We start from the raw sequence: 18463 nt of genomic DNA on the forward strand, positions 1-18463 counted from the left end.
TGTGCGGTGTCGTTCACCGCCGACCTTCACCCCTGGCGTTTCAGCGCCGCCTCCACCCACCGGGCCGCCTGGAGCGCGTTCTCCCGTAGCGAACCGATCGCCCGGCCCTCCGCCTGGTACTCGATCTCGGCGGTGAGGTTGCCGAGGCGGAAGACCACCGCGGCCTCGGCCTCGTCGGACAGCCGGTCCGAGCCGTACGCCTCGTCGCCCAGCCCGGAGATGTCGCGGAACGGCCGCTCGGGGTCCGGGGTGCGCAGCGGCGCCGCCGTCCGGCGGTCCTCCTGGAACCGGGCCCGCGCCGCGGCGGTGGACCGGTCGGCGATCAGGGTGACGCTCAGTGCCGGTCCGCCGCGCGTGCCCGGATCCGCGACGCTCCACCAGCACTCCGACTTGGGCAGGCCGGTCGAGTGGTCGTCCGCGGCGTCGGCGCGGGAGGCGAAGGAGGGCACCAGCCGTTCGGCCTGGTCGGCGGTGATGAGGCCGCAGGCGGACGGCGGCTCGGCGAACCGGACGGGCTCGGACGCGGCGGCGCTGCCGGTGCGGCTCGGGGAGGCGGCGGACCTCGTCGGCGCCTCCTCGTCCCCCCGGCTGCTCAGCACGATCGCGACCGCGGTCGCCACGCAGACGAGCAGCGCGGCCGCCCCGGCCGCCAGCGGCACCAGGACGTTCTGGCCGTGCCCGGGCGGCCGCCCCGCAGGCGCGGGCGGCGCGGGGGCCGGGCTCGGCGCGACCGGCGGCGGGACCGGCGGCGGGACCGGCGGGGGTGCCTTCTCTCCCGACGCGATCGCCTGCAGCGCGTTCTCGGCGTCCTCCGCCGACAGCCGCGCGGCCGGCTCCTTGACCAGCAGCCCCATGATCACCGGGGTGAGCGGCCCGGCGGCGCCGGGCGGGGCCGGCTCCTCGGTCAGCACCGCGCTCAGCGTGCCCATCAGCGTGGACCGGGCGAACGGCGGCCGCCCTTCCACCAGCGTGTACAGCGTGGCGCCGAGCGACCACAGGTCGGACTCGGGTCCGCCGCGCTCGTGCCGCACCCGCTCGGGCGCCATGTACGTGGGCGACCCGATCAGCGACCCCTCCTGCGTCAGCGTGGCGTCGCCCTCCAGCGCGGCGATGCCGAAGTCGGTCAGCACGGCGCGGCCGTCGTCGCGCAGGAAGATGTTGGCGGGCTTGACGTCCCGGTGCTGCACGCCCCGCGCGTGCGCCGCGCGCAGCGCCCGGAGCACGTCCAGGCCCACCCGGGCGGCCTGGACGGGCGGCAGCGCGCCCCGGTCGGCCAGCACGGCGTCCAGGGACCGGCCGGGCAGCAGGTCCATGACGATGCACGGCCGGTCGCCGTCCATGACCACGTCGTGCACCGTGACGATCGACTCGTGGTCGAGCGCCGCGGCCGCGCGGGCCTCGCGGAAGGCGCGCCGCGCGGCGTGCTCGCGGTCGGCGGCGTCCAGATGCGCGGGCAGCAGCAGCTCCTTGACCGCGACCTCCCGGCCGAGCTCCTCGTCGCGGCCCCGCCACACCACGCCCATGGCGCCCTGGCCCAGCCGCTCCAGCAGCCGGTACCGCCCGGCCAGCACCCGCGCCGTCATACGCGGCCCTCCAGGGACGCGGCGACCCAGCGCGCGGCCCGCACCGCGTCGTCCATCCCGCCGGTGCCCCGCCGGTAGGTGAACTCGACCTCCACCACGGCCCTGCCCTTCCGGAACACGACGAACGCCTTGTCAATGGGGGCGCTGGTGCCCCGGTAAGTGTAGGAGAACGCCTCGTCGCCGACCCCGCCGAGCGCGGCGGCGGCCGACCGCTGCGCCCGCACGACGCGCACCCCGATCTCGTCCCAGCCCCAGATGATCAGATCCGAGCCCTTGGCGCGCTGGTTGCGGTAGCCGACGAACTTGGTGTGCGCCTCGTCGGCCGACGACGGCCACGGCTCGTCCGGCAGCCGGTTGGCGTCCTCCACGGTCAGGCCCCGGTTCTTGATCCACCACGAGCAGCCGTTGTCCTCGGCCCGCTCGTGCTCGGGCGCCGCCCCGGGCAGCAGTTGGCGCGCCTGCCGGTCGGTGAGCGTCGTGCAGAAGTCGACGGGCGCGGCGATCGCCGAGGGGGACGCCGAAGCCCGCGGGGTGCTCCGCGTCGCCCGCGGGGTGGGGCTTTCGGCCACCGGTTCGGCCTTCTTGCCGGACTTTCCGTCGGACGAGGCCGCCACCGCCACCCCCACGACGACCAGCGCGGCGACGACCACGCCCGTGACCCCCACGACGATGGCGGGCCATACGCGGCCGCGTTTCGGCGGCATGCCCGGGTACGGCGCCCCCGGGTGGGCCGCGCCCGGATACGTGCCGGCGGCGAGCTGCGGATGCGTCACCGCGGGTTCCTGCGCCGGGGCCGGAACCGGGTCGGGCAGCCCGGACGGCTTGCCGTCGGCCACGTCGCGCAGCACCCGCCGCACCACGTCCGCCGGGAGCCGGTCGTCGGGGTTCTTGCGCAGCAGGTGCCACAGCAGGGGCCCCAGCGAACCGGCCCGGCGCGGCGGCGCGGGCTCCTCCGACAGCACCGCGCCCAGCGCCGCCATCGGGCTGTCGCGCTCGAACGGGCCGCGCCCCTCCACGGCCGCGTAGAGCGTGGCGCCCAGCGACCACAGGTCGGACTCGGGCCCCGCGGGCTCCTCGCGCAGTCGCTCGGGCGCCACGTAGCCGGGGGAGCCGACGAACGTGCCGGTGCTGGTCAGCCCCGGGTCGCCGTCCAGGGCGGCGATGCCGAAGTCGGTCAGCACCGCCCGCTGCCCGTCCCGGTCGAGCAGCACGTTGCCGGGCTTGACGTCGCGGTGCAGCACACCCCGGGCGTGCGCGGCCTCCAGCGCGTCCAGCACCTGCAACCCGATCCGGGCGACCTGCTGCGGCGTCAGCCCCCGGCGCGCCGCCTGCGCCAGCGACTCGCCCCGGATCAGCTCCATGACGATCCACGGCCGCCCGTCCTCCACCAGCACGTCGTGCACGGTGATGACGTTGGGGTGGTCGATCAGCGCGGCGGCGCGGGCCTCGCGCCGCGCGCGCTCGCAGGCCACCCGGTGCTGTTCGGCGCCGAGACCCGCGGGCAGCACGATCTCCTTGACCGCCACCTCGCGCCGCAGCATCTCGTCCGACGCCGTCCACACCGACCCCGCGCCGCCGGCGCCGAGGCGGGAGATCAGGCGATACCGCCCGCCGAGCACACGATCAGGCATAGGCCGACCGTATCGGGTTGGCCCGCTGCTTTCGTCCCGGTCCGCGCGGTGCGCCGGGCGAGTCCGCCCGTCACCCCCGGTTCTCGCGCTCCCCGCCGCCGTGCAGGTGGACGAAGAGCCGGGCGAGCATGTCGTGCAGCTGCCGGCGTTCGGCGGCGTCGAGCGGGGCGAGCAGGTCGTCCTGGACCGCCCGCGCCTGGGCGTCGAGGCGCCGCAGCGCCGCGGCGCCCTCGTCGTTGAGCGTGACGACCCGGCGCCGGCGGTCGCCGGGGTCGGGGGCGCGGTCGATCCGGCCGAGCGCCGCCAGCTCGTCCAGCACCTTGGTCACGTCGCTCGGGTCGATGTTCAGGCGCGCGGACAGCTCGCGCTGGGAGTGCGGTCCGAAGTCGGCGAGCGCCGCCAGGACCGCCATGTGCCACATCCGCATGCCCTCCGAGGCCAGGCGGGCGGTGACGCGCTCGCGCGCGGCCTTGCCGGTGCGGGACAGCAGGTAGGCCGTCAGGGCGGTCAGCGTGGGCGGTGTCTCGGTCATGGGGATATCGTAGGGCTTGACCTAATGTTGGTGCGAACCCAGGAATGAGGTGCGCGATGGATGCTCTCTACCCACGCCTGCTGGTGGACGACTTCGGCCCCATGTTCCGCTTCTACCGGGCCGTCCTGCCGGAACTGCTCGGCGCGCAACTGGTCAAGGGCACCGAGGACGGCCCCTATGCCAACTGGGACCTCGACGGGGAGGCCGTGCTGGTGCTGTTCGACCGCGCCGCGATGGCCGCGGTCGCCGGAACGTCCGGCCTGCCCGCGCAGGCCCCCGCCGCGCAGGACCGGGTCATGTTCGCCGGCCGCGTCGACGACGTGGACAAGGCGTACGAGGTGTGCCTGCGGCACGGCGCCGCGCCCGTCGCGCCGCCCGCCGACCGGCCGGAGTGGGGGCCGACGCTGCGCACGGCCCACGTCCGCGACCCCGAGGGCAACCTGCTGGAACTGCAGTCCTACGAAGGCTGACCGGCCGGGCGGGGCGCCGCTAGCCCCGCGCCTGCGGCCGCCGGGGCAGCGGACGGCGCAGCGCCTCCACGGCCAGCCGCGCGGACGTGCCGATGACCGCGTCGGCCTGCGGCAGCACGGCGGTCGGCAGCAGCGACCGGGTGAACACCGCCACGGCGTAGCGGCCGCCGTCGGGGTACTCCACGACGCCGATCTCGTTGCGGATCGTGGGCAGCGTCCCCGTCTTGCCGCTCACCCGCACGTCGTCGTAGGGGAACCCGGACGACAGCCGGTGCGGCCACACCTGCAGGCCGAAGATCCGCCGCATCTGCGCGCACTCGGCGGGCGGCGCCGCCTCGTCCCGCCAGATCATCGCCATCAGCCGGGCCATCTCGCGGGGCGTGCTGCGGCTGGTGCTCAGCGGGTCCAGGGCGCGCAGCCGCTGCAGCACCCCCGGCTCGCCCAGCCGGGCCCACAGCTCGCCGAGGTCGTCCACGCCGCCGTCGGCCAGCATCATGGCGTGCAGGTCGCGGCCGGAGCCCACCACCCGGGTGGCGTGCAGCCCCAGCTCGGCGACGGTGGCGTCCACCGCCTCCGGGCCGACGGCGGCGAACACCGCGTCGGCGGCGGCGTTGTCGCTGATCGTGATCATCAGGCAGGCCAGGTCGCGCAGCGACATGCGCACCTCGTCCAGCAGCGTGGACACGCCCGTGGGGCCGGCGCAGCGGTCCTCGGGACGCAGCGTGACCTGCGCGGCCGGGTCGAGCCGCCCGGCGGCGGCGTGCCGGAAGAACGCCACCAGCAGCGGCACCTTGAACACCGACGCCAGCACCACCGGCTCGTCGGCGCGCAGCCCGACCTCCCGCCCCGAGTCCACATCGACGGCGTGCAGGTACCCGGTGACGCCGGCGTCGCGGAACGCCGCCTCGATCCGGTCCACTTGGGTGTCCATATGCCCCTTCATGCCAGGAATCCCGAGGCCGGGCGGGGGACGACGCGGCGCGGCGGCGCGGACGGCAGCGGCGACATCCCCGCCTGGTCGCACAGCACGCCGGTGGCGGCGGCGGTGAACTCGGCCACCGCGTGCTCGTGCCCGGTGTCGCGGCGCCAGGCGCACGACACGCGCAGCAGCAGCGGCTCGCCGACGAGCGGCAGCCACGTGACGCCGGGCGTCTCGGGGGTGCGGGGCGTCAGCGCCACCGCCGACCCCGCCAGCACCAGCCCCACGGCGAACTGCGGCTGCTGCGCCTCGTGCACGGCGGCCGGGTCGTACCCGTGCCGGCGGCACGCCGCCAGCAGCTCGTCGTAGGGGCCGGGCGCCTCGTCACGCGCGAACAGCGCCAGGTCGCGCCCGGCGAGGTCGGCCAGGTGCACCTCGGGCGCGGCGGCCAGCGGGTCGCCGGACGGCACCAGCACCCCCACCGGCTGCCCGAGCATCGGCCCGAGGCCCAGGTCGCGCACCTCGCAGGGATGGCGCAGCACGCCGACGTCCAGCGCCCCCTCGGCCAGCGCGCGCACCTGCTCGGCCGTGCCGATCTCGCGCAGCTCCAGGCGCACCTCCGGGCAGCGGGCGCGGAACTCGGCGATCAGCGCGGCGACGACGGCGCCGGTCAGGTCGGCGGGCACGCCCGCGCGCAGCGCGCCCAGCTCGCCGCGGCGGGCGCGTTCGGCCAGGGAGTGGATGCGGTCCACCCGGGCGAGGAGCTCACGGGCCTCCTCCAGCAGCAGCCGCCCGGGCACGGTCAGCTCCACACGGCGGCTGGACCGCTCGAACAACCGCACGCCGAGCTCGCGCTCCAGCCGCTTGATGCGCTGGCTGAGCGGCGGCTGCGCCATGCCCAGCCGGTCCGCGGCCCGCCCGAAATGCAGCTCCTCGGCCACCGCGACGAAGCAGTGGAGATGACCGACCAGGTTCACGAGCAGCGATCATATCCGTTCGCCTATCGCTGCGACACTCATATCTATCTTGGACTTTTCGCTGGTCAACTGGTGTGCTGTCCGGGGTAGCGGAGGAAAGGGAGGAGCGATGCGCCGATCTCGGGGGATGCTGGTCGCCGCGCTGGTCGCGGCCGCGGCCCTGGTCGCCGGCGTGGCGGCGTGGGTGCTGCGCGCCGACGACGACCCGCGCGACACCGCCGAACGCTTCCTGGCCGCGTGGGAGCGCGGCGACGCCGACACCATGCGGACGCTGACCGCCGACCCGCCCGCCGACCTCCGGCAGCGCCTCACCCGGATGCGCGACGACCTGGGCGTCGTCCGGCAGCGGTACCGGGTGACGGCGGTCGGCGACCCCGACGGCGACAAGGCGGACGGCTCCTACCGCGCGGAGCTGACGCTGGCGGGCGGCCGCGTCTGGGCCTACACCGGAACACTCCCGTTCACCAGGCGCGACGGCACATGGCTGGTGGACTGGTCGCCGCGGGTCGTCCACCCGACGCTGCGGGAGGGGCAGCGGCTGCGCGCCGCCCGCACCTGGCCCGACCGGGCCGTCGTGCAGGCCGCCGACGGCAGCGACCTGGACGGCGTGCAGTCCGGCTCGGTGCAGCAGCTCGTCGGCTCGGTCGGCAAGATCGACGCCAAGACCGCCCGCGAACTGGGCGCCCCCTACCGGGAAGGCGACCTGGCGGGCGTCGAGGGGCTGCAGCGCCAGTACGAGCGGCGACTGGCCGGGACCCCGGCGCTGGCCGTGCAGATCGTCGACGCCGACGACCGGGTCGTCCGGACGCTGCACCGGTTCGGCGGCACCGCCGGCACGCCGCTGCGCACCACCGTCGACCCCAAGGTCCAGCGCGCCGCCAGCCAGGCCCTCGCCGACGTCGGCAAACCCGCCTCGCTGGTGGCGCTGCGCGCCTCGACCGGAGAGATCCTGGCCGTGGCCAACAAGCCCGGCGGCTACAACCGGGCGCTGATGGGCCGCTACCCGCCCGGCTCGACGTTCAAGGTCGTCACGGCGGCGGCGCTGGTGGCCGACGGGGTGGACGTCACCAGCCGGGTCGGCTGCCCCGCCACCACCGACGTCGGCGGCCGCACCTTCAAGAACTACAAGAACGAAGACTTCGGCACGGTGGCGTTCCGCGAGGCGTTCGCGCACTCCTGCAACACCACGTTCGCGCGGCTGGCCGTCGACCGGCTCGGCCGGCAGCGGCTGGCGCGGGTCGCCGAGCAGTTCGGGTTCAACGCGCCGATCATCGGCGGGCTGCCGGCGGTGCGCGCGTCCTACCCGCCGGTCAAGGACGACACCGCGTTCGCGGCCGCCTCGTTCGGGCAGGGCGAGGTGCTGACCAGCCCGCTCAACATGGCGAGCGTGGCGGCGGCCGCGGCCACCGGCACGTGGCGCTCGCCCCGACTGGTGGACGCGGCGCTGGCCGCGCAGGCGCTGGACGCGGGCGGCCGCACCCCCGAGCCCCCGCGCAAGCTGGAGCCGGGCGTGCGGTCCGCGCTGCGCACGCTGATGCCCGCCGTGGTCAGCGAGGGCACGGCCGCCGAGGTCGGCTTCCCGGCCGGGACGGCGGGCAAGACCGGCACCGCCGAGTACGGCTCCGGCGACGATCCGCCGACCCACGCCTGGTTCATCGGCTACCGGGGCGACCTGGCGTTCGCGGTCGTCGTCGAGGGCGGCGGGACGGGCGCCGGGGCCGCCGCGCCGATCGCGGCGGAGTTCCTGCGCGCCGCGGCTTGACGGGCTGCGGTTCCACGGGACACGGCCCTTCGGACGTGACCGGCCGCGGGCCCGGCGGCGGTGGCGAGCGCCAGCACTCCCAGCCCGGCGAGCGCCGCCGCCGCTCCCGCGGGCCCCAGGTCGAACAGGCGGCCGACGGCCAGGCCGCCCGCGAACGCGACGACCCCGCCCACGAACGCCATCACCCCGTAGTACGCGCCGACCTGCGCGGGCGGCGCGTGCCGGGCGACGTTCTGGAACACCGCCGGCTCCAGCAGCCCGGCGGAGAGCCCGTGCAGCACCGCCACCCCCGCCAGCGCGGCGACGGACGCCGCGCCGCGTCCGTCCAGCGGGATCAGCAGCAGGTAGCCGGTGCCCGACAGCGCCAGGCTGACGGGCATGAGCCACGCGCGCCCGGCCCGCACCCCGCCGCCCCTGCGGCCGGTGCCGGCGCACCAGGGCTGGACGACCGCCGCCACCGCCGCCGACACGCACAGGTACAGCGTCGTGACGGCCGGGTCGAGGCCCTTCAGCGGCACGACCACCGCCGTCTGGGTGGGCAGGAGCGTCGTGGGCGCCGCCAGCAGGATGAACCGGGTGTACGGGCGGTCCTGGAGCACCGCCAGCACCGAGCGACCCGGCCCGGGCGCGGCGCCGGGCCGCGCCCGCCCCGGCCGCCGCAGCGACGCGAACAGCACGGCCGCCATCGTCCCCGCGACCGCCGCGACGCCCGACAGCAGGCCGAAACCGCCGTCCAGCACGCCGAACACCTCGTCCGACAGCAGCGCCAGCCCGACCGTGGGGCCGGCGACCGCCGCGAGCTGACCGGCGGCGGCGTACGCGCCGAACCCCCGGGCGCGGTGCCGCGCGTCCAGCCCGGCCAGCAGCGAACGCGTCGCGGGATGGAACAGCGCACCGCCCACCCCCAGCAGCACCGCCGCCGCGAACAGCCCCGGCAGGCCGTCCGCGGCGCCCAGCGCGGCGAACCCGGCCGCCCGCAGCACGCAGGCGGCCGCCGCGGCGCGCACCGCGCCGATCCGGTCCGCGACCGGCCCGACCGGCAGGTACAGCGCGTACTGGACGCCGACGCGCGTGCCCAGCACCAGCCCGATCGTCCCCGCCAGCAGGCCCACGTCGTCGCGCAGGTGCACCACCACGTGCGCCATCACCGCGTAGAAGCCGAGCGCCGCGGGCAAATTCGCGGCCGCCACGACGATGGCCACCCGCCGCTCACCCCGGGCGGGCGGCGGGTGGCCGTACGACGCGACGGTCAAGACGTCTTGCCCAGACCGCGCGCCAGCACGGACGCGGTCTGCGCGATGACGCTGTCGTCGACCTCGGGGTGCCGGCCGTCGCGGTTGGTGTACACCGCGATGACCAGCGGTGCCCCGGACGGCGGCCGGGCGATCGCGATGTCGCCGGCCGGCGCGTACTCGCCCCCGCCGGTCCCCGTCTTGTCACCGACGGTCCAGTCCGCGGGCAGCCCGGCCCGGATGCGCCGGGAGCCGGTGGTGTTGGCGTTCAGCCAGGCGACCAGCCGCCGCCGGTCCTCGGGCGCCAGCGCGTCGCCGACGGTGAGCGCGGCCAGGCTCCGGGCCATGAACGCGGGCATGACCGTGTCGCGCTTCTGGCCCGGCGCCCACTCGTTGAGGTCGGGCTCGTACCGGTCCAGCCGCCCGGTCGGGTCGCCGAGCCGCCGGTAGTACCGGGTCAGGCCCTGCGGCCCGCCGACCTGCTTGAGCAGCACGTTGGCGGCCGCGTTGTCGCTGGTGGTGATGGTCGCGTGGCACAGCTGCGCGCCGGTCAGCCCGTTCTCGATGTTCTCGGGCAGGCTGGTGACCGGGGCGTGCCCGGCCTTCTCCGCCTCCTCCGCCGTCCAGTGGAACCTGCGCTCCAGCAGGCCCGGGTCGGTCGTGCGCGCCTTGTGGAGGACCAGGCCGCACAGGACGGCCTTGAAGGTGGAGTTGCCGGCGAAGCGCTCGTGCGCCCGGTGGCCGACGGTCTTGCCGGAGCCGGTGTCGATGGCGAACGCGCCGATGCGTCCGTTGTACGACGCCTCCAGTTCGCGCAGCCGCTTGGTGACCTCGGCCTGGCCGGACGCCGCCCCGGGCGTCTGCGCGGAGGCGGCGCCGCGGGCGGCCGCGGTGGTCTCGGGCGTCGCGCCGCAGGCGGTGCCGCCGAACAGCAGGGACGCCGCCAGCGCCGCCGCGCCCAGCCTCCGCCGCGGCCACCGGCGGCGTTCGTTGTCTCGCTCGATCATCTGGTCCTCGTCGCTCGGTGATCTCCGGACGGAGGAAGCAGACCAGACCCCGCACGCCCATGTCCAATATGGATATGGCCTGCCGGGCGATACCTTTTCGACTATCAATGCAGTTCAGCGGCGGGGTGGGGCGGTGGAGGCGCGGACGACGAGTTCGGCGGGGAGGGAGCGGGGCTCGGGGGTGCGGCCGTCCAGGAGCTCCAGAAGCGCCGTCATGCCCTCGGCGCCGAGGCGGCGGGCGGGCAGCCGGACGGTGGTCAGCTCCGGCTCCAGCGCGGTGGCCAGCACGTCGTCGTCGAACCCGGTGACCGACAGGTCGCGCGGGATCTCCAGGCCCCGCGCCCGCGCGGCCTTGTAGGCGCCCGCCGCCATGAGGTCGTCGTCGCAGACCAGGACCGTGGGGCGGTCCGGGCGGTCCAGCAGCCGCCCCGCCGCCTCCTTGGCCGCGGCAACGTCGATCGCCGACGTGGCGCGGACCAGCCCGCCCCCCGGCAGCGCGGCCACGGCCGCCGCCAGCGCGCCGCCGCGCTCGTGGAACGTCCACTGGTCGACCGCGGCGGCCACGTGCCCGAACCGGCGGTGCCCCAGGGCGCCCAGGTGCGCGGCCAGCGCCCGCATGCCGTCGGCCACGGCGAAGGCGACGGTGGGCGTCGCGCCCGCCGGGTCGTTGTCGAGCATCACCGCCGGGGTGTCGCGGAACTCCTTGAGCACCTCCACGGCCAGCGACGAGGCCAGCACCCCGTCGATGGCCTCCCGGGGCGACGCGAACGGGCCGCCCTGCGCCGAGGCGTCGCCGGGGCCCGTGTCGTCCGGCCACGGGTACACCACGACGCCGAACCCGTGCCGCGCGGCGACCTCGGCGGCGCCCGTGTAGACGGAGCCGAAGAACGTGCTGCTCGGCGTCGGCACCACCAGCAGCACCGTGCGGGTCGTGCCGAGCCGCAGATTGCGCGCGGCCAGGTTGGGCCGGTAGCCGAGCCGCTCGGCGGCCCGCCGCACCGTGCGCGCGGTGGCGGGGGAGACGCGGCCGGGCCACTTGCCGCCCAGCACCAGGGAAACGGTCGACTGCGAGACGCCGGCCGCCTGCGCGACGTCCCTGCTGGTGGGGCGCCTGGTCATGGGCACAGCGCCTCCTCGCCGTCGGCTTTCGGTCGGCCCGATCGGCCAGCCGCACCGGACCGCAGTGAAAACAGGCTAGAACGCGGGGACCGGGGAGTGGTACGTATGACGGGAAGTAATACGTATGACGAACCCCGGGAGTGGAATGCGCGCCTACCTCGGCCTCCTGCAGACGCGGTACGCCGCCCGCCTGCTCGGCGGCACGCTGCTCGGCCGCCTGCCGAACGGCATGGGCGTGCTGGCGGTGGTGCTGCACGTGCGCGCCGAGGGCGGCGGCTACCCGCTGGCGGGCACCCTGGCGGCGGTGTTCGGCCTGTCCATGGCCGCCGGGCAGCCCGTGCTCGGCCGCGCCATGGACCGCTACAGCCAGCCCCGCGTGCTGGTGCCCGCCGCCGTGCTGGCCGCCGCCGGGTTCGCCCTCTTGGCCGCCGTCGGCGCCGAGCCGCTGCCGGTCGCGGCCGGCGCGGTGGTCCTCGCGGGATTCGCCACCCCGCCGCTGGAGGCCGGGCTGCGCGCGCTGTGGGCGTTCGTGCTGCCCGGGCCCGCGCAGGTCCAGGCCGCCTACGCGCTGGACGCGGCCGCCCAGCAGATCCTGTTCACGACCGGGCCGCTGCTCGTGGTGGCCGCCGCCGCGGTCTCCACCGAGACCGCGCTGCTGCTGACCGGCGCGCTCGGCATCGCCGGGACCCTCGTGGTCACGCTGTCGGAGCCGTCGCGCCGCTGGCGCGCCGAGACGCGCGCCGCCGACTGGGCGGGCCCGCTGCGCTCCGGCGGCCTGCGCGTGCTGCTGCTCGCCCTGTCCTGCGCGGGCGTCGCCCTCGGCGTGTACGCGGTGGCCGTCGTCGCCTACGCCGAACGCGAGGGCGACGACGCCGTGTCCGGGCTGCTGCTGGCCGCGATGTCCGCCGGGGCGCTCGGCGGCGGCCTGGTGTACGGGGCCAGGCGGTGGCGGGGCGAGCCGCACGTCCGCCTGCCGTGGCTGATGGGCGGGCTGGCGGCGGGCTACGTGCCGCTGATGTGGGCGCCCTCGCCGCCGCTCATGACCGCGCTGGCGGCCCTCAGCGGCGTCTTCCTGGCGCCGATGCTGGCGTGCGCGTTCTCGGTCGTGGACCGGCTCGCCCCCGCCGGCACCGTGACCGAGGCGTTCGCCTGGGTGGTGGCGGCCTTCGGCGTCGGCAACTCGGCGGGCTCGGCCGTCGCCGGGCTCGGGCAGGACCTCGCCGGAGTGCCCGGCGCGTTCGCCGGAGCGGTCGCCGGCGGGGCGCTCGCGCTCGCCTGCTGCCTGCTGGGCCGCCGGACGTTCGCGCGCAGGCCGCCCGACTCCGTCCGCCCGCAGACCGCCGGGGTCTGACGGTCGCCGAGCGTGACGGAGAGCACACGCATTAGAGTGGGGCGCCGTGAGGGGATCGGGGCCGTCGCCGCGCGGCGTCCTGCTGACGCTGCTGGGCCTGGGGCTGCTCGCCGGGCTGTTCATGATGCACGGCGTCACGGCCTCCCCGTCCCCCGTGCACGTCTCCGCGCCGCTGTCCATGCCGGCGGCGCACCCGCCGCCGCAGGCGACGCTCCACGCCGCGGGCGACCACCATGGCACCGCCGGGCCGGTGCACGACGCCGGGCACCCGGCGGGCTGCTCGGCGGGCACCGTGTGCTTCGCCCTCCTGACGGTCGCGCTGCTGCTGTTCGCCGTGGCGGCGCGTCCGGTCGCCCTGCTGCCGCTGCGGGCGGCGCGCGGACGCGCGGCGCCGCCGCGCCGGGGGCCGCCCCGGGCGCGGCCGCCCGACGTCTACCGACTCTCCGTGCTGAGGCTGTGACAGGCCGCACGCCGGCGCCGGGTCCTCCCCGGGGCCGAGCGCGCTTTCCGCATGCCCTGTGACAGCTCGTCCAGCGAGGAGAGACACGACATGACCACCAAGTTCGCGATGGTCGCCGCGGTCGTCCTGATCGGCACGGCCGCCTGCGGCGGGGACGGCGGCGGCGCGGACGGTGCGGCCGCCCCGGCGACCGCGTCGGCCACGGCGTCGGCCGCGGCGCCGGCCACGGCGCGGCACAACGCGCAGGACGTCACGTTCGCGCAGATGATGATCCCGCACCACCGCCAGGCCGTGGAGATGACCCGGATCGTCCTCGGCAAGACCCGGGACCCGGAGATCGAACGGCTCGCCCGGCAGATCGAGAAGGCCCAGTCGCCCGAGATCGAGACCATGACCCGATGGCTCCGCGCCTGGGGCGCCGAGGTGCCGGCCGAGGACGACGGCGCGGGCACCGGCGGCCACGGCGGCCACGAGGCGCACGGCGGTCACGACGCGCACGGCGGTGCCATGCCCGGCATGATGACCGCCGAGCAGATGCGGCGGCTCGGCGGGCTGACCGGCGAACGCCTCGACCGCGAGTTCCTCACCATGATGATCGAGCACCATGAGGGCGCGGTCACCATGGCCCGGCAGGAGCAGGCCAAGGGCGCCGACCCGGCCGCCAGGAACCTCGCCGCGTCGATCATCAAGACCCAGCAGGCCGAGATCGACCGGATGAAGACCCTGCTCAAGCAGTAGTGCCGAGGCGGGACGGCACGCCCGGACGCGGTCCGGGCCGTTAGATCCAGTCCCTGAACCAGATCCGGGCGTGCCACTCGTCGTAGGAGATCACCTTCGCCGCCAGCACCGGGTAGAAGTAGGCGAAGTTCGCCAGCACCACCAGCACGAACGCGCCCGCGATGGCCGCCCCCACCATGCGGCGCGTCTCCATCCGGGCCAGCACGCCGCCGATCTTGGCCGCGGTCTCCGCCGGGGCGGCCGCGGCCGCCCCGTACAACCGGGGCAGGTGGGTCAGCGCGGCGGCCCGCGTCGGCTGCGGCCCGATGAGCACGCCCAGCGTCAGCACCACCGCCAGCACCATGAACGGGATCACCGGGGTCGTGTAGAACAGGAACATCGTGCGGTCGCCGAACGCGTTGGGGAACCAGGTCAGCCAGCCCGCCAGATAGCCCAGCAGGATGGCGCCCGCCCGCCAGTCCCGCGCGGCCAGCCACAGCCCCACGGCCACCACCAGGGCGATGAGCCCGCCCCACCACAGCGCGGGCGTGCCGATGCCGAGGATCTCCCGCGAGCAGCGGACGGCCTCGCCGCAGGCCCCCTTGGGCTCGGTGTAGAAGAACGCCACGGGACGGCGCAGGATCGGCCAGTCCCACGGCCACGACTGGTACGGGTGCTTGGCGTCCAGCCCGTTGTGGAAGTTCCACATCTCGGTGTGGTAGTGCCACAGGTCCGGCAGCGCCTCGAACGGGCGCAGCAGCAGGTTGCCGGCGACCTCGCCGCGCCCCCAGCCGCCCGGCCGGAAGATCCAGCCCCACCAGGACGCCAGGTAGGTGACCGCCGCCACGACCACCAGCTGCACGAAGGCCGGGCCGGCCGTCAGCAGCATCGTGCCGGCCAGCGGCCGGGGCACGCCCGCCGCGCGGCGGGCGCCGAAGTCCCAGAACAGCACCATGAGCCCGAACGCGGCGACGTAGAAGACGCCGGTCCACTTGGTGGCGCACGCCATGCCCAGGCACAACCCGGCGGCGATCCGCCACCCGTGCACCAGGAACGGTCCGAAAGGAGACCCGGCGTCCGGGCCGCCCTGCGCGGCGATCCGGTCGGCCAGCCGGGCGCGGGACCGGAACCGGTCGTTCACCAGGCACGCGAACGCGGCGATGATCCAGAACTGCACGAAGATGTCCAGCAGCGCGGCCCGGCTGGTGACGAACTGCAGCCCGTCCAGCGCCAGCAGCAGCCCAGCGGCGCAGCCCAGCAGGGTCGAGCCGGTCATCCGGCGGGCCACCCGGCACAGCACCAGCACCGCCAGCGTGCCGAACAGCGCGGGCATGAACCGCCACCCGAACGGCGTGGCGCCGAACAGCCACTCGCCGATGGCGATCATCCACTTGCCGCCCGGGGGATGGGCGACGAACGACGGGCCCTCCGCCCAGATGTCGGCGTTCGGGTCCTGGATGAGGAGCTTGTCGGCGTCCTTGACGGTGCTGTGCTCCCAGCCGAACTTCAGCAGCGACAGCGCGTCCTTGGCGTAGTAGGTCTCGTCGAAGACCACCGCCTTCGGCACGGCCAGCCGGTCGAAGCGCAGGAAGGCGGCGAACGCGGTCACCAGCAGCGGACCCAGCCAGCCCAGCAGGGCACTGCCCGGAACCGGCGGGGACAGCCGGTCGCGCAGCGAGGGTGTCCTCCGCGGCTCGTCGGAGGCCCGGGCCGGTGCCACATCCGTCATCGCCATTCCGCCATGGTACGGGCGGGACGGTAACCCGATGGTTGCATGGCGAACCCTTCGTGGTCAGGTCGGCGTCCCGGCGGCGGGACGGCGGACGGGACAATGGAGGGGTGACGGGGAACCAGACGGGCGGCGCGACCGGCACCCTGCGGCTGGCCGCGGCGCCCATCGGACGGGCCGACGACGCGTCGCCGCGGCTGCGCGCCGCACTGGCCGACGCGCAGATCATCGCGGCCGAGGACACCCGGCGGCTGCGTCGGCTGGCCGCCGACCTCGGCGTCGAGACGCGCGCGCGGGTGGTGTCCTACTACGACCAGAACGAGCGCGCCCGCGCCGCCGAGCTGCTCGCCGAGCTGCTGGCGGGGCGGGACGTGCTGGTGGTCACCGACGCGGGCCTGCCCGGCGTGTCCGACCCCGGCTACCGGCTGGTCCGCGCCGCCGTGGCCGAGGGCGTGCCGGTCACCGTGCTGCCCGGCCCGTCCGCGGTGACCACGGCCCTGGTGGTGTCGGGGCTGCCGACCGACCGGTTCTGCTTCGAGGGGTTCCCGCCGCGCCGCCCCGGGGAGCGGGCGCGGCGCCTGGCGGCGCTGGCCGCCGAGCCGCGCACCATGGTGTTCTTCGAGGCCCCGCACCGGCTGGCCGCCACCCTGGCGGCGATGGCCGAGGCGTTCGGCGCCGAGCGGCCCGCCGCCGTCTGCCGCGAGCTGACCAAGACCTTCGAGGAGGTGCGGCGCGGCACGCTCGGCGAGCTGGCGGCCTGGGCGCAGGACGGGGTGCGCGGCGAGATCACCCTGGTCGTCGGCGGCGCGCCCGAGCCGGACGGCACCGCCGACCCGGCCGACCTGGCCGCCCGGGTCGCCGCCCGCGAGGCCGCCGGAACGCCCCGCAAGCAGGCCATCGGCGAGGTCGCCAAGGCCGCCGGGGTGCCCCGGCGGGAGGTGTACGACGCGGTCGTCGCGGCCAAGCGGGGCGGCGCGTGACACCAGCACCGACATAAGCGCCGACGCGCGCATTGACGCCGCCCGGCACGGTCCAAACGCCGTCAAGGGGGAATATTCGTTCATGCACCGCGTCGCCCGACACACCGGGTGTCCCGGACGCGATGTGGCGTTCACCGGGGAGGTGGGGGCCTGTGCACGACACATGGTCCAGCCACGAGAGTTGGGTCTACGAATGCCTCAACTGCCTGACCACCTGGCGTGAGGAGTTCGAGGTGGTCCACACCGCCGACGGCCACGGCGGCGAGGTGGTGGTGTACGCCCACGAAGGGCATCCCTGCACCACGCCCTGGCTCGACCACGTCTGCCCGCGGTGCCGCTGCCAGAGCGTCAAGACCTTCCCCGGGGCGCGGCGGCGGGCACGGGCCGAGCCCCGCACCGCCGCCAGGAACGACCTGGAGATCGTGTTCCGCCTCCGCCGCCTGCACGCCTACTAGCCGCGCTCGCGTCCCGGGCGCCGGCGCCGGGCCGCGCCCCGCCGTCACTTGGCGGCGACCTCGGGGACCTTCTCCTCGATCAGCTCGGCCTCGGTCCGCTCGGCGGGCTCGGCGGCGCGCCGCCGCACCAGGCCCGCCAGCCGCGCCCGCGTCTCGGGCGCGAACGCCAGGCCGGCCGCCAGGCACGCCAGCGGCACCGACGGCAGGACGTACCGGTAGTCGAACTCGGCCGTCGCGGCGGGCGCCAGCAGCAGCCCGGTCGCCAGCGTCCACGGCAGGAACGCCGCGCCGCCCACCCGGCGCCACATCGCGGCCAGCCCGGCCAGGCCGACCAGCAGGATGGCGCCGACCATGGTGCCGCGCAGGTAGAACACGTCCTGGTAGCCGCGGATCACCCCGGCGAACGGCTCGACCACCCGGGGCCGGGCGCGGCCGCGCTCGTAGGCGACCGCCTCGTCGGCGGCCGTGGTGTCGTTGTCCATCCGCCAGTTCGGCAGCGCCGTGGACGTCTCGCCGAACTCGTACTGCTGGTAGGTGGCCCGGTCCGGGAAGACCGTGCGCTTCCACCGGAAGACGCGGAAGAAGTCGTGGGCCACCACGCCGAGGTAGTCCAGCGGCTGGGACAGGATCGCCCGCTTGGAGTAGTCGTTGGCGGTGGCGTTCTGCTCGGGACTGAACCGCTGGCCCGGGTAGCGGTTGAGCGGGGACGCGGCGTTCCAGATGCCGTCCTGGGAGTTGGGCAGCCGGTTCTCCGGCTCGGTGCACAGCGGGATCTCCTGCACCGGCGGGTTCATCTTGTGGCAGTCGGCGAACTTGTAGACCCGCGCGTACAGGAAGATGCCGTTGCTCTCGGTGATGGCGAACTTGCCGTGCTCGGCCTTGAACCAGCCCATGTAGGCCACCACCGGCAGCATGCACGCGGCCAGCATCGCCGCCAGCAGCCGCCAGCCGGTGCGCCGGATCAGCAGGAACACCAGCACGCCGAGCAGCACCGGCAGGCCCACCGAGCGGGTCAGCCAGGCCAGGCCGATCAGCAGCCCCACCGCCGCGGCCGTCTTCGGGGTGTGCCGGTCCCGCCGCAGCAGCAGCGTCACCGCGCACATCACCAGGAAGGTGAACAGCGTGTCCGACAGCACCAGGTGCTCGAGCTGGATGGTGTAGGCGTCCAGCAGCGGGGGAGCGGCGGCCAGCGCGGCGCCCCAGCCGGGCAGCCGGAACCGGTTGCGCAGCAGGGCGTAGATCATCACGCCCGTCGCCAGCCCCATCAGATGCTGGACGGCAGCCACCAGCGCGAAGCTGTGCAGCGGCTTGAGCGCGAGCAGCATGAAGGAGTACCCGTCCGGCCGCAGCGGGTGCGGGTACGGCTTCATCGCCACGTGCAGGTAGTCGAAGCTGTCGTTGAAGAACATGACCGGCTGGTAGCCGATCATCGTCACGACGCGCAGCAGCCCCGCGACGGCCAGCAGCACGGCGAAGGCCGGGTGGCGGCGCGCCGACGCCCACACGGCCGAGGGGCGCAGCGCGCGCCCGGCCCGGACC

The 18463-nt window shown here is 75.7% G+C and carries 17 protein-coding genes; 7 read left to right on the forward strand and 10 right to left on the reverse strand.

All coding sequences use genetic code 11. The annotated features are described in order from the left end of the window. Window positions 1–26 precede the first annotated feature (26 nt). The 3 genes from ABD879_RS13980 to ABD879_RS13990 form a co-directional block, all read right to left on the reverse strand. Entirely contained in the window at window positions 27–1583 is a 1557-nt protein-coding gene (locus ABD879_RS13980; RefSeq protein ID WP_345021389.1) for a serine/threonine-protein kinase, read from the reverse strand. After that, on the reverse strand, window positions 1580–3214 hold the full coding sequence (locus tag ABD879_RS13985; RefSeq protein ID WP_345021391.1) for a serine/threonine-protein kinase: 1635 nt from the start codon (window positions 3212–3214) through the stop codon (window positions 1580–1582). The genes ABD879_RS13980 and ABD879_RS13985 overlap by 4 nt, the downstream gene beginning before the upstream one ends. Before the next feature lie 70 nt (window positions 3215–3284). Next, window positions 3285–3746 (reverse strand): MarR family winged helix-turn-helix transcriptional regulator, encoded by a 462-nt coding sequence (locus ABD879_RS13990; RefSeq protein WP_345021394.1) that lies wholly within the window; start codon window positions 3744–3746, stop codon window positions 3285–3287. Between the two features lie 56 nt (window positions 3747–3802). Between ABD879_RS13990 and ABD879_RS13995 the strand changes: the two genes are divergently transcribed. Next, window positions 3803–4216 (forward strand): VOC family protein, encoded by a 414-nt coding sequence (locus ABD879_RS13995; RefSeq protein WP_345021396.1) that lies wholly within the window; start codon window positions 3803–3805, stop codon window positions 4214–4216. Window positions 4217–4235: 19 nt separating this feature from the next. On the opposite strand, the gene ABD879_RS14000 is transcribed toward ABD879_RS13995, so the two are convergent. After that, a complete protein-coding gene (locus ABD879_RS14000) occupies window positions 4236–5147 on the reverse strand; it encodes a serine hydrolase (protein WP_345021399.1) in 912 nt (303 codons plus the stop codon). 8 nt (window positions 5148–5155) lie between these two features. Next, window positions 5156–6112 carry a LysR family transcriptional regulator gene (locus tag ABD879_RS14005; RefSeq protein ID WP_345021402.1) on the reverse strand — a complete coding sequence of 319 codons (957 nt, stop codon included), beginning with the start codon at window positions 6110–6112 and terminating at the stop codon, window positions 5156–5158. Window positions 6113–6221: 109 nt separating this feature from the next. Here ABD879_RS14005 and ABD879_RS14010 point away from each other — a divergent pair, with 109 nt between their 5' ends. After that, window positions 6222–7874: a penicillin-binding transpeptidase domain-containing protein gene (locus tag ABD879_RS14010; protein WP_345021403.1), complete on the forward strand. Its 1653-nt coding sequence runs from the start codon at window positions 6222–6224 to the stop codon at window positions 7872–7874. On the opposite strand, the gene ABD879_RS14015 is transcribed toward ABD879_RS14010, so the two are convergent. The 3 genes from ABD879_RS14015 to ABD879_RS14025 all read right to left on the reverse strand — a co-directional run bounded on the left by ABD879_RS14015 (window position 7772) and on the right by ABD879_RS14025 (window position 11232). After that, the gene (locus ABD879_RS14015) at window positions 7772–9127 is read right to left on the reverse strand and encodes an MFS transporter (RefSeq protein WP_345021405.1); all 1356 of its coding nucleotides are present in this window, start codon (window positions 9125–9127) and stop codon (window positions 7772–7774) included. The two genes, ABD879_RS14010 and ABD879_RS14015, sit on opposite strands and share 103 nt — an antisense overlap. Beyond that, on the reverse strand, window positions 9124–10113 hold the full coding sequence (bla, locus tag ABD879_RS14020) for a class A beta-lactamase (protein WP_345021407.1): 990 nt from the start codon (window positions 10111–10113) through the stop codon (window positions 9124–9126). Before bla ends, ABD879_RS14015 begins: the two co-directional genes overlap by 4 nt. Before the next feature lie 114 nt (window positions 10114–10227). After that, window positions 10228–11232, reverse strand: a complete 1005-nt coding sequence (locus ABD879_RS14025; RefSeq protein WP_345021410.1) for a LacI family DNA-binding transcriptional regulator — start codon at window positions 11230–11232, stop codon at window positions 10228–10230. 145 nt (window positions 11233–11377) lie between these two features. Between ABD879_RS14025 and ABD879_RS14030 the strand changes: the two genes are divergently transcribed. The 3 genes from ABD879_RS14030 to ABD879_RS14040 all read left to right on the forward strand — a co-directional run bounded on the left by ABD879_RS14030 (window position 11378) and on the right by ABD879_RS14040 (window position 13781). Further along, complete coding sequence (locus ABD879_RS14030; protein ID WP_345021412.1) at window positions 11378–12583, forward strand: MFS transporter; 1206 nt, start codon at window positions 11378–11380, stop codon at window positions 12581–12583. Between the two features lie 46 nt (window positions 12584–12629). Then, window positions 12630–13043, forward strand: coding sequence for a DUF6153 family protein (locus ABD879_RS14035; RefSeq protein ID WP_345021414.1), 414 nt, complete (start codon window positions 12630–12632; stop codon window positions 13041–13043). A 90-nt stretch (window positions 13044–13133) separates the two neighbouring features. After that, complete coding sequence (locus ABD879_RS14040; RefSeq protein WP_345021416.1) at window positions 13134–13781, forward strand: DUF305 domain-containing protein; 648 nt, start codon at window positions 13134–13136, stop codon at window positions 13779–13781. A 40-nt stretch (window positions 13782–13821) separates the two neighbouring features. Here the strand turns inward: ABD879_RS14040 and ABD879_RS14045 are convergent, their stop codons facing one another. Continuing rightward, window positions 13822–15495, reverse strand: coding sequence for a dolichyl-phosphate-mannose--protein mannosyltransferase (locus ABD879_RS14045; RefSeq protein ID WP_345021418.1), 1674 nt, complete (start codon window positions 15493–15495; stop codon window positions 13822–13824). 104 nt (window positions 15496–15599) lie between these two features. Here ABD879_RS14045 and rsmI point away from each other — a divergent pair, with 104 nt between their 5' ends. After that, window positions 15600–16469: a 16S rRNA (cytidine(1402)-2'-O)-methyltransferase gene (gene rsmI / locus ABD879_RS14050; RefSeq protein WP_345021421.1), complete on the forward strand. Its 870-nt coding sequence runs from the start codon at window positions 15600–15602 to the stop codon at window positions 16467–16469. 152 nt (window positions 16470–16621) lie between these two features. After that, window positions 16622–16924 carry a hypothetical protein gene (locus ABD879_RS14055; RefSeq protein WP_345021423.1) on the forward strand — a complete coding sequence of 101 codons (303 nt, stop codon included), beginning with the start codon at window positions 16622–16624 and terminating at the stop codon, window positions 16922–16924. Window positions 16925–16968: 44 nt separating this feature from the next. On the opposite strand, the gene ABD879_RS14060 is transcribed toward ABD879_RS14055, so the two are convergent. After that, window positions 16969–18463, reverse strand: a 1495-nt coding sequence (locus ABD879_RS14060; protein WP_345021426.1) for a hypothetical protein, incomplete at its 5' end; no start/stop codon positions are given.

This window comes from Actinomadura keratinilytica (assembly GCF_039539665.1).
GTDB classification, from domain to species: Bacteria; Actinomycetota; Actinomycetes; order Streptosporangiales; family Streptosporangiaceae; genus Spirillospora; species Spirillospora keratinilytica.